The sequence below is a fragment of the Flagellimonas hadalis genome, assembly GCF_007785775.2.
In the GTDB taxonomy this organism is placed as follows: domain Bacteria; phylum Bacteroidota; class Bacteroidia; order Flavobacteriales; family Flavobacteriaceae; genus Flagellimonas; species Flagellimonas hadalis.
On record NZ_VNIK02000001.1, the window covers coordinates 295,881 to 313,626 of the forward strand.

The 17,746-nt window shown below is 44.9% G+C and carries 14 protein-coding genes; 10 read left to right on the plus strand and 4 right to left on the minus strand.

Annotation, left to right across the window (positions count from 1 at the left end):
• Positions 1-524: 524 nt before the first annotated feature.
• The 6 genes from FOT42_RS01200 (at position 525) to FOT42_RS01225 (ending at position 8,581) form a co-directional block, all read left to right on the plus strand.
• A complete protein-coding gene (locus FOT42_RS01200) occupies positions 525-2,486 on the plus strand; it encodes a sensor histidine kinase (protein ID WP_151888744.1) in 1,962 nt (653 codons plus the stop codon).
• Between the two features lie 80 nt (positions 2,487-2,566).
• Positions 2,567-3,619, plus strand: coding sequence for an o-succinylbenzoate synthase (locus FOT42_RS01205; RefSeq protein WP_151888745.1), 1,053 nt, complete (start codon positions 2,567-2,569; stop codon positions 3,617-3,619).
• A complete protein-coding gene (locus FOT42_RS01210; RefSeq protein WP_151888746.1) occupies positions 3,610-4,548 on the plus strand; it encodes a CPBP family intramembrane glutamic endopeptidase in 939 nt (312 codons plus the stop codon). Before FOT42_RS01205 ends, FOT42_RS01210 begins: the two co-directional genes overlap by 10 nt.
• Positions 4,526-5,608, plus strand: coding sequence for an AMP-binding protein (locus FOT42_RS01215; RefSeq protein ID WP_151888747.1), 1,083 nt, complete (start codon positions 4,526-4,528; stop codon positions 5,606-5,608). The genes FOT42_RS01210 and FOT42_RS01215 overlap by 23 nt, the downstream gene beginning before the upstream one ends.
• Positions 5,609-5,719: 111 nt before the next feature.
• The gene (locus FOT42_RS01220) at positions 5,720-7,168 is read left to right on the plus strand and encodes a carboxypeptidase-like regulatory domain-containing protein (RefSeq protein WP_192938298.1); all 1,449 of its coding nucleotides are present in this window, start codon (positions 5,720-5,722) and stop codon (positions 7,166-7,168) included.
• A 66-nt stretch (positions 7,169-7,234) separates the two neighbouring features.
• Positions 7,235-8,581, plus strand: a complete 1,347-nt coding sequence (locus FOT42_RS01225) for a M24 family metallopeptidase (protein ID WP_151888749.1) — start codon at positions 7,235-7,237, stop codon at positions 8,579-8,581.
• Between the two features lie 6 nt (positions 8,582-8,587).
• On the opposite strand, the gene FOT42_RS01230 is transcribed toward FOT42_RS01225, so the two are convergent.
• On the minus strand, positions 8,588-10,216 hold the full coding sequence (locus FOT42_RS01230; protein ID WP_151888750.1) for an acyl-CoA carboxylase subunit beta: 1,629 nt from the start codon (positions 10,214-10,216) through the stop codon (positions 8,588-8,590).
• Between the two features lie 62 nt (positions 10,217-10,278).
• Between FOT42_RS01230 and FOT42_RS01235 the strand changes: the two genes are divergently transcribed.
• From FOT42_RS01235 to ettA, 3 genes are all read left to right on the plus strand, one after another.
• Entirely contained in the window at positions 10,279-11,262 is a 984-nt protein-coding gene (locus FOT42_RS01235; protein ID WP_151888751.1) for a Gfo/Idh/MocA family protein, read from the plus strand.
• A gap of 72 nt (positions 11,263-11,334) precedes the next feature.
• Positions 11,335-11,511, plus strand: a complete 177-nt coding sequence (locus tag FOT42_RS17995; RefSeq protein WP_164731607.1) for a CAL67264 family membrane protein — start codon at positions 11,335-11,337, stop codon at positions 11,509-11,511.
• A 34-nt stretch (positions 11,512-11,545) separates the two neighbouring features.
• Positions 11,546-13,237 carry an energy-dependent translational throttle protein EttA gene (ettA, locus tag FOT42_RS01240; RefSeq protein ID WP_151888752.1) on the plus strand — a complete coding sequence of 564 codons (1,692 nt, stop codon included), beginning with the start codon at positions 11,546-11,548 and terminating at the stop codon, positions 13,235-13,237.
• A gap of 9 nt (positions 13,238-13,246) precedes the next feature.
• Here the strand turns inward: ettA and FOT42_RS01245 are convergent, their stop codons facing one another.
• Complete coding sequence (locus tag FOT42_RS01245) at positions 13,247-13,915, minus strand: hypothetical protein (protein ID WP_151888753.1); 669 nt, start codon at positions 13,913-13,915, stop codon at positions 13,247-13,249.
• A gap of 68 nt (positions 13,916-13,983) precedes the next feature.
• Positions 13,984-14,775, minus strand: coding sequence for an MBL fold metallo-hydrolase (locus FOT42_RS01250; protein ID WP_151888754.1), 792 nt, complete (start codon positions 14,773-14,775; stop codon positions 13,984-13,986).
• A 168-nt stretch (positions 14,776-14,943) separates the two neighbouring features.
• Here FOT42_RS01250 and FOT42_RS01255 point away from each other — a divergent pair, with 168 nt between their 5' ends.
• Complete coding sequence (locus FOT42_RS01255; RefSeq protein WP_151888755.1) at positions 14,944-15,831, plus strand: hypothetical protein; 888 nt, start codon at positions 14,944-14,946, stop codon at positions 15,829-15,831.
• 277 nt (positions 15,832-16,108) lie between these two features.
• On the opposite strand, the gene fumC is transcribed toward FOT42_RS01255, so the two are convergent.
• Positions 16,109-17,506 (minus strand): class II fumarate hydratase, encoded by a 1,398-nt coding sequence (gene fumC, locus FOT42_RS01260; RefSeq protein ID WP_151888756.1) that lies wholly within the window; start codon positions 17,504-17,506, stop codon positions 16,109-16,111.
• Between the last annotated feature and the right edge of the window lie 240 nt (positions 17,507-17,746).

Genomic DNA, 17,746 nt, shown 5'->3' on the forward strand with positions numbered 1-17,746 from the left:
AAAAACTTAGGAGTGCCCCAAAAGGGGGCACTTTTTTTATGCCGTATATCCAATTCATCCAGATGACCACAACTTTTGTAACGTTCACAACAATGTTTTTGGTCTTGGGGAGGTCGTCTGTACTTTAGCAGTGTAATAATTCAGAAAGTAATTTTTTCATTTTCATATAGTGTTCTCGTAAAAGGGTCTTGTGGTAAAAAGCAGGGCCTTTTTTAGTTTTGGAGGTCTTGATTTTATTGGTCAATTCCATGAAATGCACAAAACATCGGCAAAATACCTCTTCACATACGCAATACGCCTTTTCACAACAGAAAAAGCCTATTTCACAACAATACTGGACAAGTCTTTTGGTTTGGATTTAATTTTGAAGCTAAACTGACGTTCTCTATATACCCCATACTAGTTTTCGGTCGTGCCCAGTGCATTGCTGAAACACTATAGGTTTTAGGGCGAAAGGAGATATAAAAAGGGCACAAATTTATGGGGCCGGGGATTGTCCTTGGGCTTCCGTATCAGTTAAATTAATGGGACGTTACGTAAGACTTTTATTCACCGCGATATATTTTGTTTTTCTTTCCAGTGCATCGGCTCAAAGCTTAACAGGCGGTGAGCAGAGCGCGTTGAAGGAATTTGAAGCTGTTGGCAGTCCTTCACAAAGGTTCGAGGTTTTCTTCAACTCGGTCAATAGGTACAATGTGAATTCGGCCTACGATTGGCTGGATACCGTCAAAATATATTTGGCCAATTCCCAAAAGACCAACGATTCTGTTGCCACAAAGCTCTACAAAGTTATGGAGGCCCAGTTGTACAATGATCTGGGCGAATACGACAAAAGTATTGCACTGGCAAAGGAGCTGCATGAGGACAAGGACTCTTTGGACATAGACCTCCACAAGATAGTTTTGGATGTGTTGGACAACAACTACGCCAACCTACAGATGTACGACAAACAGATAGAGGTCCGTAAAGAAAAACGCGAACTCGGGATCACCGAGAACGTATCTTTCTACGACATCTACAGCAATTTGGGCCTCTACAGAAAAGCGAGGGACCAGTACATCATGGAGGTGAAGCCCACCATTGCTGACAACGAAACCTACAAACTGGCCCAATACCATAGCAAAGTGGGCAACTATTTGCGATTGGACGATTCGGCACCGACCGCATTGAGCGAACTAAAAAAAGCGAAGGCTTACTTGGAGGTGTACCTCAATGACATTTCTGCCCAAAAGAGTGAGCAGGATATTTTTGAGAGCGAACTCCTTAAAGCTGAAATAGAAGGGAATATTGCCAAGTGCCACGTGATGATGGGAGAATACGAAACCGCCATTCCCCTTCTCGAAGAAAGCATTGAGGCCTTGGAAGCATCTTCCAAAAACGGCCATCGAAGCGAAATTATTGATAACACCCTGTGCCTGGCCCAAGCCAATCTGCAATTGGAGCGTTTCAATGCAGCAAAAAAATACCTCGACATTGACTTTGAGGACATCAACATCCTACAGACCATTGAGCGAAACAGTTTGTTGGCCGCATTTTATGATAAGGTGGAGAATTTCAAGAATGCCACCATTTACTACAAACGCAACGAGCGGATAAAGGATTCTTTGGCGCAAAAGCAATCGGCGCTTATCAAACAGCAACTGGTCACCATCGTGGCCAATGAAGACCTTCAGAATTCCCAACGGCTCATTGATGAACAGAAGCGGATAAACGAACAGGTGCGTAGCGATATGAAGGCCAAGGACGAGCGGAACAACCTTGTGTTTGTTTCATTGATATTCACCTTGTTGGGGTTTGTTGGACTGGTCTATGCCTATCTGAAAAGTATCAAGAACCAACGTCTGATCTCGGAGCAAAAGCATATCATTGAGAATGCACTGGTGGAGAAGGACTCTCTTCTGAAGGAAATCCACCATAGAGTGAAAAACAACCTGCAAATGGTGTCCAGTTTGTTGAGCCTTCAGACCAAGAACACTCGGAGCAAGGCGGCCATAGAGGCCTTGGAGGAAGGGAAGAGCCGAGTGAAGGCCATGGCATTGATCCATCAAAAACTGTATCAGAACGACGACCTTTCCGTCATAGAAATGCAGGGGTACATCGAAAGTTTGATCAACAGTGTCCAGTCCGTCTATAAAAAAGGAGGGCACAACATCAGCATCACCATTGATGCGGAGGGCACCGAACTGGACATTGACCGTGCCATTCCCTTCGGACTAATTTTGAACGAACTCGTCTCCAATTCGTTCAAATACGCTTTCCCTGATAATGATGATAATGGAAAGATCTACATCCATTTGCGCAAGAATGGCGACCAAGGCTATTTTGAATACACGGACAATGGGGTGGGACTTCCCGAAGATGCCGAGGAGCGCGCCCACTCCTCCATGGGCATCCGTTTGATGAACCGCTTGGTGAACCAACTCCAATCCAAACTGAACATTGACCGGGATAGCGAGGGTGTGCGCTTCTGGTTCCATTTCAGTTAAGTTCTTTTTTGTTTTCCTGCGTTAACGGGGCCAATGATGGCAGCCAAAATTCAAAATATGGTTACATTTGGTGCCATTCCATGGAAGCAAACTACAAGAAGTACACCCTTAATTTTAAAGTCCCCAGCGGTACTTCCCGTGGCGTATTGACCCAGAAGGAAACCTGGTTCTTGGTGCTTGGGCACAAGGGACGTTTTGGGATAGGGGAATGCGGCATTCTACGCGGACTGAGCATTGACGATGTGCCAGATTATGAGGAAAAACTGGCATGGACCTGCAAGAACATCCATTTGGGCCTTGGACCATTGCTGGACGGATTGACGGAATATCCCTCTATCCAATTTGGGCTGGAGCAGGCATTTCTTTCGGTGGAAGCCAACCATCCCTTTGAACTTTTTCCATCGGATTTTACCCAAAAACAAACACCTATCCTCATAAATGGGCTCATTTGGATGGGCGATGAGGCATACATGCTCCAACAACTGGAACAGAAGATCAAGAATGGGTTCCGGTGCATCAAAATGAAGATCGGGGCCATTGAATTTAAAAAGGAACTTTCCATACTGAGATCTATCCGAAACAACTTTTCACCGGATGAAATTGAACTCCGGATAGATGCCAATGGTGCTTTTTTGGTGGGGGAAGCTATGGAAAAGTTGCAACGATTGTCAGCGTTCAGCATCCATTCCATTGAGCAGCCCATACGGCAAGGACAGTGGGATGCCATGGCAGAACTTTGCCAGAACACACCTTTGCCCATTGCTTTGGATGAAGAATTGATCGGCATTTTTTCTGTAACACAAAAGCAGAAATTGCTACAAACCATACAGCCGCAATATATTATATTGAAGCCCAGTTTGGTTGGTGGTTTTTCTGGGAGCCAACAATGGATACAACTGGCGGAAAAGCAACAAATAGGGTGGTGGGTCACAAGCGCCTTGGAAAGCAACATTGGCCTGAACGCCATTGCACAATGGACATTCACCCAAAACAACAGTATGCCCCAGGGATTGGGAACGGGGAGTTTGTATACCAATAATATCGAAAGCCCATTGCAGGTTGTTGACGGAAAACTGAAATATGAAATCTCCAAGGAATGGAATATGGATTTAATAAAAAAAATATGTACATAGAACAAGGGTATAAGGGAAACGACGGTCTTTGGAAGTACTTGGTGCTTCCATTGGGCTTTATTGGTTTTATGGTGTACAATTATATTGTCACCGTCAATTCAGACATTGATATTGAGGCGATGATGCAGCAGATCATTGACCGATTTGGCTCAAATCTGGTGTTGATTTCCCTTTTGGCACCTTTGGTGGCCGGTTTTTTTGTGGTTTTGGGATGGACAGTATTGGTCCATCAACAATCCATAACTTCTTTGACCACTTCAAGAAAAAAAATTGACTGGAAGCGGATTTTTTTCGCTTTTGGATTATGGAGCATGATCACGATTGTGCTTACAGGGATTGACATCTATTCTTCTCCCGAGGATTATGTACTGAATTTCGATTTGATGAAGTTCATTCCCTTGGCCATCATTGCCATCCTTTTGATTCCGTTGCAGACCAGTTTCGAGGAATACTTGTTCCGCGGACATATGATGCAAGGATTGGGGCTTGCGGTCAAGAACCGATGGTTGCCCTTAATAATCACATCGACTTTGTTCGGGTTGATGCACATCGCCAATCCGGAAGTGGAGAAATTGGGGTATAGCCTACTCATCTATTATATTGGCACAGGATTCTTTTTAGGGATTTTGACACTTATGGACGAAGGTTTGGAGTTGGCTTTGGGCTTTCATGCTGCCAATAATTTGATCACTGCACTCCTGGTCACGGCCGATTGGACCGCTTTTCAGACCAATTCCATCTATAAAGATGTTTCGGAGCCAAATCTTGGGTGGGACGCTCTCATCCCAGTATTTGTTGTTTTCCCCATATTACTGCTTATTTTTTCCAAAAAGTATGGTTGGAAAAACTGGAAGGACAGGCTTTTTGGAAAAGTATTGAGCAAGGAAGAATTTGTGGCCCTCACTGATGGAGAATCCAATCTGGCATAACATCCATCCCGATTTCAGGTTCAACGGGAGTCCCCTGGTTTTTGGGGATCTGCTCGAAATGGGTCATGGTCTGACAAAGGAAGGAGCCCCGTTTGAAGTCCCATTGGGCGAGTTTTTAGTGGACTGGGCATCGGATAAACCTACTTTGGAAGTCAATACTTCAGGCTCAACAGGAAAACCCAAAAAGATTGTCCTCAAAAAAGAACACATGGTCAATTCGGCCTTGGCCACAGCGGCCTATTTTCAATTGCGTCCGAAACAGACCGCCCTGTTATGCCTTCCTTCCACAGGCATTGCCGGAAAGATGATGCTTGTCCGCGCCATGGTGCTCGGCCTGCATTTGGATGTGGTGGAACCCTCGTCCACACCGTTGGCCAACAACGGCAAGCGATATGATTTTGTGGCAATGGTGCCCATGCAGGCCCAGAAGTCGTTGGACCAATTACATCGGGTGAGCACCTTGATCATTGGCGGGGCCCCTGTCGATCTTACATTAAGAAATCAGTTGGAGCTGCTTCCCATCAAGGCTTATGAAACGTATGGCATGACCGAGACCATCACCCATATAGCCGTAAAGGAAATTGCCCCAGGGCCGCGAACTTATTTTGAGACTCTGCCAGACATCGAGATCACTAGCGACAAAAGGGGATGTTTGGTCATCGATGCTCCCAAGATTTCCGAGGAGAAAGTCATCACCAATGATTTGGTGGAACTGGTCGCAGAAAACAAATTTAAATGGTTGGGACGATACGATTCCATCATCAATTCAGGGGGCATCAAGCTGGTTCCCGAAGTCATTGAAGAAAAATTAGCTGCCATCTTGAAAGCCCGCTTTTTTGTTGCCGGAATACCTGATGAAACTTTGGGCCAACAATTGGTGCTGGTCGTGGAAGCCGAGCCTGAACCCTTTGAGGAAAATACCCTTTTGAACCAAATCAAAGGATTGAAAAGTCTCTCCAAATACGAGGTGCCCAAGAAAATTTACTTTGTAAGGGCTTTTTCTGAGACATCCACGAAAAAGATAGATCGTTCCAAAACGCTGGCAACGATTATTCGCTAAACTCACCCAAAAGTTGCGTTCACGTTACAATCGTTGGGGGTAACTCATTCTGGATTTTCCCTTATGGTTTTTCATGATAGGTTAGTGGTAAATCTAAAAACCGTCTCAATTATGAAAAATCAAGTTTTACTTTTTCTGCTGGCGTTTTGCCTACAGGTCACCGCACAAGAGCATCTGGTTTCAGGTGTGGTGACTGATGCTACCAATACCCCGATTCCCGGAGTGAATGTGACCGTGAAAGGAACCTCAAAAGGAACTACAACCAATTTTGATGGTGAGTACAGTATTGTGGCCCAAAAAGACCAGACATTGGTTTTTTCCTTCATCGGTTTCAAAACCTTGGAAGTAAAGATTGGGGAGAGCAAAACAGTCGATGTACAAATGGAAGAGAGCCACGAAGTATTGGAAGAAGTCGTGATTATGGGCTATGGCACGAAAAAAAGCGAAAGATCATTAAGTTATGCTGTTTCAGATGTGGTGGAAGGAAAAGTTGCGGGGGTGTCCGTTACAAGAGGAGGAGACCCAAAAGGATATGGAAATTATAGGTCGGGAACCTTGACGGCCGGGGAGATCAACGATATTGAAAATTTTGATGAATGGCAGGATATCATCCGCGAAAAAGAATTTCAAAAAATCAAGAAGGATTGGGGCTTTTACCTTGAAAATAAATTGATTGTCACCGTAAAGGATAAAAATGGAAATGGTATCAACAATGCCAAGGTTTCCTTGTACTCCGCAAATGAGCTAGCAAACACCCCTGAAATGACCGCAAAAACAGATGTGTTTGGCAAAAGCATATTGTTCAAGGACGCTAAATGCAATGACAACAGTGATTATTACTATGTTCAGGTAATTCACAATGACAAACTGTTCGGAAAAAAGATAAAGTCCAATGTCAAGAAAGTAGACTTTTCAACAGAGGATTTGTCCTCCTGCAACAATTTGGATATTATGTTCACCATTGATGCAACTGGTTCCATGGGGGATGAAATGGAATATCTGAAGGAAGAACTGAGGGACATTATTGGTAGAATTGACAATAATGTTGGTGAAAAAAGGATTGCGATGACCTTTTACAGGGATGAAGGTGATGAGTATGTTGTAAAGGATTTTGATTTTACCTCTAACTTGAATGAAGCCCAGATCAATTTAAACAAACAATATGCCAGTGGAGGCGGGGATTATGAAGAAGCCGTGGAAAAGGCGCTGAAAATGGCCATGTCCAAGTCTTGGAATGAAAATGCCCGTGCACGATTGATGTTTTTGCTTTTGGACGCTCCGCCACATTTGACGGAAGAAAACATTGAAACCATACATCAACAAATAAAAATAGCACAGAAAGACGGTATCAAAATAATCCCTGTGGTGGCAAGCGGTGCAGACAAAACCGTTGAAATGCTAATGAGGTTTTTCAGCATCTCAACCAATGGAACCTATGTTTTTCTGACGGATGATAGTGGTGTGGGAAACCCTCACCTCAAACCCACAACATCCAAGTATGAGGTTGAAAAGCTAAACGACCTGATTGTGCGGTTGATAAAAAAATATGCAAATGTGTGATATAAAGTGCCTCAGGGCACTTTTTTTATGTCTGCCAAAAGCTGTATTTTCAGCTAAAAATCAACCATGCGAAAAACCATTCAACTCATTCTGTTAGTGTTGCCTACTATTATGTTGTCCCAACAAATTCTTCCCGAAGTGGAGCGTGCCAGGGTAGTGGATGAAATCCTGGAAGAACGTTTCAACCATTTGCTCCCAGAGTTGATGGACAGTACCGGCATCGATATGTGGATCGTCATTTCCAGGGAATACAATGAAGACCCAGTCATACGCACCATGCTGCCCGCCACATGGTTGAACGCCAGACGAAGGACCATCCTTCTTTTTTACCGCAACACGGCAACGAATACCATTGATAAGTTGGCCGTGGCCCGTTATGATGTAGGCAAGAGTATCCGTTCTGCTTGGGATAAGGAAAAGGAACCTGACCAATGGAAAAGGTTGATGCAATTGATAGAAGAGCGCAACCCGAAGAAAATCGGCCTTAATTTTTCAAAGGACCATAACATTGCCGATGGTTTGGACAAAACGGATTATGATGAATTCATGGCCAATCTTCCCAAAAAATTCCATTCCAAAGTGGTATCAGCAGAGCAGTTGGCCGTACGTTGGATAGAAACCCGGACCCCAAGGGAAATGGTCATTTATAACCAGTTGGTGGACATTACCCACGACATTATTGCCGAAGCGTTTTCTGAAAAAGTCATCACACCGGGGATTACCACTACCACAGAGGTAGAATGGTGGATGCGTCAAAAAGTGACCGATCTAGGCCTGGAAACCTGGTTCCATCCCACAGTGGATATCCAAAGGACAAGTGAGGAATTGGTCAGCCATCTCTATTCATTTTCTGGGAGGCCGGACAATATGGTGATCCAACCGGGAGACTTGCTGCATTGTGATTTTGGAATCACTTACCTACGGCTCAACACCGATTGCCAGGAATTGGCCTACGTGCTCAAGCCAGAGGAAAAGGAAGCCCCTTCTTTTTTGGTGAATGCCTTGAAGGACGGCAATAGAGTGCAAGATTTTTTGACCCAGAACATGGTCGAAGGGAAAGTGGGGAACGCTATTTTGGCCAAAGCATTGCAAGAAGCAAAGGATGCAGGGCTTCGCCCTTCCATTTATACCCATCCCTTGGGAACTTATGGCCACTCCGCAGGAACAACCATCGGAATGTGGGACGCACAAGGGGGCGTCATGAAGGATGATGGGGAGAATTATCCCCTCAACCCGAACACTGTGTACGCCATAGAACTCAATACCACGGTCCACATCCCCGAATGGAAGCGCGATATCCGCATCATGCTGGAAGAAGCAGGTTTCTTTGGTGAGGACGGGTTCCGCTATGTAAATGGACGACAAAGCGAATTGCTATTGATCCCCCGACCCAAACCGCAATTGGGCAATTAAGCTAGATCAGACCTGCAACACGCCCAAATTGAATTGTTTCTCAATGGGTGCATGGTTGGCCGCTTCGATTCCCATGGAAATCCATTTTCGGGTGTCCAAAGGGTCTATGATGGCATCCGTCCACAATCGGGATGCGGCATAATAGGGTGAAATTTGGTCATCATACCGTTGTTTGATCTTGTCAAAAAGGGCTTTTTCCTTTTCTGGATCTAAAGGCTCCCCATTTTTCTCCAAACTGGCCTTCTCTATTTGCATCAGTACTTTTGCTGCGGAATTACCACTCATTACAGCAAGTTCCGCACTGGGCCAGGCCACGATCAACCGAGGATCATATGCTTTTCCGCACATGGCATAGTTCCCGGCGCCATAGCTGTTGCCGATCACGATGGTAAATTTGGGCACCACGGAATTACTCACGGCATTCACCATTTTTGCGCCATCCTTGATGATGCCGCCATGTTCACTTTTGCTGCCCACCATAAAACCGGTGACATCCTGAAGGAATACCAACGGGATTTTCTTTTGGTTGCAATTGGCAATAAATCGAGTGGCCTTGTCCGCAGAATCGGAATAGATGACCCCGCCAAACTGCATTTCGCCCTGTTTTGTTTTGACTACCTTTCGTTGGTTCGCCACAATGCCCACGGCCCAGCCATCGATGCGGGCATATCCGGTCAAAATGGTCTTGCCATAGCCTTCCTTATATTGTTCAAAGTCGGAATCGTCCACCAGTCGCTTGATGATTTCCAACATATCGTATTGGTCACTTCGCGAAGAGGGCAAGATTCCATAGATGTCCTCTGGGCTTTCCAAAGGCTTTTTGGCCTCTACACGATTGAAACCCGCCTTTTCAAAATCCCCGATCTTGCTGACAATGTTCTTGATCTTATCGAGGGCATCCTTATCGTCCTTGGCCTTGTAATCGGTAACACCACTGATTTCGGAATGTGTCGTGGCACCGCCTAAAGTTTCATTGTCAATACTTTCGCCAATGGCCGCCTTCACCAGATAACTTCCTGCCAAGAAAATACTTCCCGTTTTATCCACGATCAAGGCTTCGTCGCTCATAATGGGCAAATAGGCCCCACCGGCGACACAACTCCCCATGACCGCAGAAATTTGGGTAATGCCCATGCTGCTCATCACCGCATTGTTCCTAAAAATGCGCCCAAAATGTTCCTTATCTGGAAATATTTCATCCTGCATGGGCAGGTAAACCCCAGCACTGTCCACCAAATAGATGATGGGCAACCTGTTCTCAATAGAAATTTCCTGTGCCCTGAGGTTTTTCTTTCCTGTGATGGGGAACCAAGCTCCAGCTTTTACAGTGGCATCGTTGGCCACCACTACACATTGTTTGCCCTTCACATAGCCAATCTTCACCACAACCCCTCCGGAAGGGCAACCACCGTGCTCTACATACATGCCATCACCAGCAAAGGCGCCTATTTCAATGGAAGCAGAATTCTTGTCCAACAAATATTCGATACGCTCCCTGGCCGACATTTTACCTTGGGCATGCAGTTTTTCAATCCGCTTTTTGCCGCCACCGAGTTTCACCTCGGCAAGTCTTCTTCGTAAATCGGAGAGTTTTAGTTTATTATGGTCTTCGTTTTTATTGAAGGTAAGGTCCATTTTTGTCCAAATTCGTTTAGTCGGCTAAAGATAAGGAGTTATAATCATTACTTTTGGGATATATGGAAAGCAAAATCAGATGGGGCGTTGTTGGCCCGGGAAAAATAGCAAGGAAATTTGCATCGGACCTGCAATTGGTTGAAGATGCCATACTCTCAGGAGTTGGGTCGAGAAATTTACAAAGGGCAAAGGAGTTTGCCGATGAATTTGAGGTGCCACACGTTTTTGACAGTTATGAGGAATTGTTTCAATCTCCTGAAGTAGATGTGCTTTATATTGCCACGCCACATAATTTTCATAAAGATTTGGCCATAATGGCCATGGAACACGAGAAACATATTCTGTGTGAAAAGCCATTGGGGATAAGTAGAGCAGAAGTGCAAGAGATGGTGGAAGCTTCTAAACGAAACAATGTTTTCTTGATGGAGGCCTTGTGGTCTCGCTTTAATCCTACCATCCAGAAGGTAAAGCAGATGATTGATGATGGTGAACTGGGCAAGCTTTGCTACCTACACGCAGATTTCGCCTTTTATGCCTTGGACAGGGATGAAAGTTCCAGAATTTGGAATCTAGATCTAGCTTCAAGTTCTTTACTGGACATCGGAATCTATCCCATTTTTCTTTCCTATTTATTATTGGGAATGCCGAAGAAGATTTTGGCCACTTCCAATTTTCATCCCAACGGAACGGAACTACAGACCAGTATGATTTTTGATTACGACGAGGCACACGCGGTATTATATTCTGGATTGACCAGTCGGTCTAGCATGATTGCCGAAATTTCTTGTACCGAAGGAGAGTTGCTTTTAAATTCCAGATGGCACGAAGCAGATGGGTACAGACTGTCCAAAGATGGGGACGAAGAAGAATTTCCAATGCCATTGACCGGGATTGGTTACTATTATGAAATCTTGGAAGTGAACAAATGTCTCAAGGCCAAACAGATTGAAAGTAAGCTCTGGTCGCATCAAAATAGCCTCGATTTATTGGAATTACTCGACACTGTGCGTGAAAAATGTGGAATTACCTTTCCTTTTGAAACATAATCCAAGGCTTAGTCTTTGCATTATTTCATTTTTTACGATATTTGGGCTTCTTCAGAACAATTACTAATGGGAATGAACAAGAACACGGTGCTCGCTTGGGCCACATGGATCATGATTTTTGTAGGACTGGGAATGATTGCACTGGGTGCCTTCAAATATGATGAGGTTGCCGGATATGGCTTCGGAGCGGTAGGTATCGGTTTTTTTGCCATCGCATGGGTATTCAATGCCCTCAAGGGTCGTGTGTGACCTCTGTTTTCACTAATAATTAAAAATACAGCCAATGTCAGACGATAAAAAGGTCATTTTTTCAATGTCCGGGGTCACCAAGACCTATAAAACGGCCAATACACCAGTACTCAAAAATATATACCTGAGCTTTTTCTACGGAGCCAAAATTGGGATCTTGGGTCTCAATGGTTCCGGTAAATCCACTTTGCTCAAGATCATTGCCGGGGTGGACAAAAACTATCAGGGCGATGTGGTCTTCTCCCCAGGATATACTGTGGGCTATTTGGAGCAAGAGCCACAGTTGGATGAGAACAAGACCGTTCTCGAAGTGGTCAAGGAAGGTGTGGCAGACACCGTTGCCATTTTGGACGAGTACAATAAGATCAATGATATGTTCGGTCTGCCCGAGGTCTATGAGGACCCGGACAAGATGCAAAAACTGATGGACAAGCAGGCTGCGCTCCAAGATCAGATCGATGCTTCCAACGCTTGGGAACTTGACACCAAGTTGGAAATAGCGATGGATGCGCTTCGTACCCCCGAATCTGACAAGAAAATCGGTGTTCTGTCCGGAGGGGAAAGAAGAAGGGTGGCCCTATGCCGCTTGCTGTTGCAGGAACCTGATGTTCTTCTGTTGGACGAGCCCACCAACCACTTGGATGCAGAATCCGTGCATTGGTTGGAGCACCACTTGGCACAATATAAAGGAACGGTGATCGCCGTGACCCACGACCGTTACTTTTTGGACAATGTGGCCGGATGGATCTTGGAGTTGGACAGGGGAGAGGGCATTCCATGGAAAGGAAACTATTCGGGCTGGTTGGATCAAAAGGCCAAGCGTTTGGCACAAGAGAACAAGCAAGCTTCCAAACGTCAAAAAACCTTGGAACGCGAGCTGGAATGGGTCAGACAAGGGGCCAAGGGAAGGCAGGCCAAGCAAAAGGCCCGTTTGAGCAACTATGACAAATTGCTCAGCCAGGACCAAAAACAAGTAGAGGAGAAGTTGGAAATCTATATCCCCAACGGACCAAGATTGGGCACCAATGTGATTGAAGCCAAGGGAGTAAGCAAAGCTTATGGCGATAAGTTGCTCTATGAAGACCTGAACTTTAAACTGCCCCAAGCGGGCATTGTGGGAATTATTGGCCCGAATGGTGCCGGTAAGACCACCATTTTTAGGATGATCATGGGAGAGGAAACACCTGATAAGGGAGAGTTCATCGTCGGCGATACTGCCAAGCTGGCCTATGTGGACCAGAGCCATTCCAACATTGACCCGGAGAAATCCATCTGGGAAAATTTCAGTGACGGACAGGAATTGGTGATGATGGGAGGGAAGCAGGTGAATTCCAGGGCCTATCTCAGCCGTTTCAATTTTTCTGGAAGTGAACAGAACAAGAAGGTGAACATGCTTTCAGGAGGGGAAAGAAACCGACTCCATTTGGCGATGACCTTGAAAGAGGAAGGAAACGTATTGCTTCTGGATGAGCCTACCAACGACCTTGATGTGAACACACTTCGGGCTTTGGAAGAAGGTCTGGAGAATTTTGCGGGTTGTGCGGTGATCATCTCCCACGATAGATGGTTCCTGGATAGGATCTGTACGCATATCCTTGCCTTCGAAGGCGATTCACAGGTATATTTCTTTGAAGGTTCTTTCTCTGATTATGAGGAAAACAAAAAGAAACGCTTGGGTGCGGATATTATGCCCAAGCGTATCAAGTACAAAAAACTGACGAGGTAGAGAAGTTATTTATTCCCCACCCATATTTTTCAATCCGGTCTCCAAAAGCTTTTTGGCTTTGTCCAAATAGGCTTTTTGGTGTGCTGAAAGACTATTAGGGTCATTGTTCCCATCTTCGGGGGTTGTTCCAATGGTCTTGGACAGTTCCACGAGGTTTTGAATGGCCTGTTCTGCGGATTGTAACTTATCGCTGGCGTGCTTTTCAAAGACCTTGATCATTTCGAGTTCCATGGAATTGGCACCGCCGTTTTCCTGCACTACACTAGGAGTAGCCTCATCATCCACAGCAACTGTGGTGGTTGACACACCTAAAGTGCACTGATCTATAAAGGTGATGAGTTCAGTAATCTCGGCCATGCCCTTCTTGGTGAAGAAGCGACCGGCTTCCCAGTCGGCAGGCTCTATGGCCTTGTCCAGAGTTTCCATCGCATCGATGGTTTTGTCCTCTGTTTTGGCACAATCACATTCATCCATAAAGGATTTGGCATTTTCCAATGCCTCCCAAGCCCTTTCGGCGTAGTACATCTGATGCTCGAAATTGGTGGCCGTCATTGCTTTTTTGCAATGGTTGAGGGCATAGGTCACCTTGGAATAAAAATTGTCACATTGGTTGGGGTAAGTAGCCTGTATGGCCAAAAAGAAGGCCAAAACTACTAGAACACGGGATTTGGGAGCCATGGTCAAGTATTAGATTTGGTTAATAGTTTGTTATGTAAACGGTAAAATGTTATGATTATTTCGTCCCGTCAAAAATCATCGTTGGGATACCAGTCCAATTGCACCACTTTGATATCGGGATTTCCTTGGTTGACGATTTGCTTGAACTTGGCTACATCGCTTACATCGGGCCTGCCCCTAAAATGATAGGGATAGACCTCTTTGGGTTTGAATTCGAGAACGGCATCGGCTGCACTTTCCACGGTCATGGTATAAGGTAGGTTCATGCACACAAAGGCCTTATCAATATTTTTCAGGGCACGCATTTCTGGAATATCCTCCGTGTCCCCGGAAAAATAGATGCGCTCTTCACCAAAGGCGATCACATAACCGTTGCCTCTGCCTTTGGTGTGGAAGTCCAATGCCTCTTCCCTCAAGTTGTACATAGGGATGGCCTCTATGTCTATTCCGGCAAATTCTTTTTCCTCTCCATTGGCCATTACCTCAAGACTTAAGCCTGAATCCTCGGGAATTTGGTCGGCCACAGCTTGTGGTAGTATAATAATGGCATCGTTTGTATCCAGTTCTTGAAGGGTTTCCAAATTGAAATGGTCGCCATGTATGTCAGTGATCAAAATCAGGTCTGGGGATTTTTGTCCATCAAAAATGGATTTGCCCCCGACAGGATCTATATATAAGGTAATATCCCCCAGTTCCAAAACCGCAGTGGCGTGTTCGATGGGTATGATCTTGGCTTTGGCCATTGTTTCCATTTCTTTTTGGGTTTCCACTTGGGCGGCCTCCTCTTTTTGAGGTTTGTTCTGCTTGCAGGCAAAGCCGAGGCCAACTGTTAGGACCAGTACAATTATTTTTTTCTTCATGATACTACGCTCTTGAGATTACTTTAAAGTTAAGGTATATGTATCACAAGGAAGATTTTTTAATATATTTTTTTTGATGGATGATCCAAATTTTGATCTAAAGCGTATATAAACCAAACACAATTGATTAAAAAACCTTAAACGAGAAATCAATTAACACAAAAAGTTATGACTGAAACAAAGAATAACAACGGATTGAAGGTAATAGCAGGATTGTTGGGTGTGGTTCTTTTGGGAACCATTATCTACACCGTGAGTCTATACCAGGATAAGAAGAAAACTACAGATGCTCTTACACAGGAGAAAGAATTGGTTGTTGCTGACTTGAACAACTTGAAGTCTGAATATGACAAAGCCATTTTGGAGAGCAATGCCACCAATGAGGAATTGGTAGCTGCTCGTGACAACATTGCAAAGTACATTGATTCTGTACAAGGAATGAAAGCGGATATCGCTTCTTTGTCTCGCTACAGAAGGCAAGTTGACGTACTAAAAGCTGAAAGGGAAAAACTATTGAAGCAAGTGGATTCCTTGACACAGTCCAACAGCTTGTTGGCCATGCAACGTGACAGCACGTTCACTGAATTGGAAAAACAGACTGTTTTCAATGATTCCCTAGTAGTACAGAACACCCAATTGGCCGATGCCGTTGAAAGAGGTTCAGCTCTTAGTCTCTCCAGCTTTAGTGTAGATGCAGTTAAGGAAAGAAACAGTGGTAAATTGGTATCCACTTCCAGGGCCAAAGCAACTGACAAGTTCAAAGTATGCTTTACCGTGGCCGATAACGTAATCGCCGAGGCTGGTGATAGGGAATTCTATATCGAGGTTCTTGATCCACAAGGCAACGTTTTGGGAGATAGCTACACCAAATCCACTGAAGAAGGTGCCAATATCACCTACAGCAAAGGAACCAATTTCTACTACGAGAACAGCAACTTGGATGTTTGTGACTACATCAACAAGCCAGGTGATGAGTTCCCTAAAGGAAATTATATGGTAAATGTATATGACAACAAATTGAAGTTGTTGGGCACCTCCAAATTCGAGTTGAAATAATTACACACTATCCATAAATGCCAAAAAGCCCGTCCAATTGAGGACGGGCTTTTTTTGAATATATTTTTGCACAAATGACCTGTTGGGTATTTTGACTGAAATTTGTCAGTTCGAGTGATTTTTCGGAAGAAAAATTTTATCGAGAACCAAATTTTCAGTCTCAAAACCGATTAGCTAAACTGAATTTTCGATTTCTCGATACAAAATTCCTTTTGGAATTTCACTCGAATCGACGGTTTTGACATAAGAAACCTTTCAAAATGCATGCGTGCACAATCTATTTCAGGCTGCCCACCATATCCTCAGGACGCACCCATTCGTCATACTCTTCCGGGGTAACATACCCTAAATTGACAGCCTCCTCACGCAAAGTGGTCCCATTCTTATGGGCCGTGTTGGCAATCTCGGCCGCTTTGTAGTAACCAATTTTGGTATTCAAGGCCGTTACCAACATCAACGAATTGTTCAACAAGGTTTTGATTACTTCATGGTTGGGTTCTATGCCCACTGCACAGTTTTCATCAAAGCTCACAGAAGCGTCGCCCAACAATTCGGCAGATTGTAGGATGTTTGCCGCCATCATGGGTTTGAATACGTTCAACTCATAATGTCCCTGCGTACCACCCACGGCTATGGCCACATCGTTGCCCATCACCTGGGCGCACACCATGGTCAAGGCCTCGCATTGGGTGGGGTTCACTTTTCCGGGCATGATGGAACTCCCCGGTTCATTGGCTGGGATAATGATCTCACCAATTCCCGATCTAGGACCGGAAGCCATCATCCGTATATCGTTCGCAATTTTATTCAGGGAAACTGCCAATTGTTTCAGGGCGCCGTGGCTCTCCACAATGGCATCGTGGGCCGCAAGGGCCTCGAATTTATTTTCAGCAGTGACAAAGGGAAGTCCAGTGAACTCGGCAATATATTTGGCCACAAGCACATCATAGCCTTCAGGGGTGTTGAGGCCAGTACCGACGGCTGTTCCGCCAAGGGCGAGCTCTGCCAGGTGCGGCAAGGTGTTCTTTAGTGCCTTGATTCCATGTTCCAGTTGGGACACATAGCCCGAAAATTCCTGTCCCAAGGTCAGGGGAGTGGCATCCATAAGGTGGGTACGGCCTATTTTGACCACATTCTTGAACTCCTTGGACTTTTTATCCAAGGTGTTCTTGAGTTGCTCCACTCCTGGAATGGTCACTTCCACAATTTTTTTATAGGCCGCAATGTGCATGCCGGTGGGAAAGGTGTCGTTGGAGGATTGGCTCTTGTTCACATCATCGTTGGGTTGGATCGTTTTCTCGCCCTCGCCGATTTTTTTGCCAGCAATTTCGTGGGCCCTGTTAGCGATGACCTCGTTCACGTTCATGTTGCTCTGCGTGCCGGAACCTGTTTGCCAGATGACCAGGGGAAATTGGTCGTCGTGCTTCCCCTCAAGGATTTCATCGCACACTTGGGCGATGAGGTCCCTTTTTTCAACGCCCAGTACGCCCAGTTCATGGTTGGCGTAGGCCGCTGCTTTTTTTAGGTAGGCAAAACCGTAAACAATGTCCAAGGGCATAGATGCAGATGGACCAATTTTAAAATTGTTGCGGGAACGCTCGGTCTGGGCCCCCCAATATTTGTCCGCGGGCACTTTCACCTCGCCCATGGTATCCTTTTCAATCCTAAAACTCATTTTTTCAAAATTTATACCCACAAAGGTAGTGGATAGGGCTTTTATTTGGTAGGAGATTAAGGTAAATGCACTTTTTTTTCATTTGTGATTTGTTTTTTTTCGGAAGAAGAAGGTATCTTTGTTGTACTTAAAGGAAGAAAAATGTTTGAATTTGACCAGTATCTAGGTTTTTTAGCTTTTTTGACAATTTTGACCATTGGTTTTTGGTTGATGATTTTCTTGTTGACCTTTGTGGTCCCT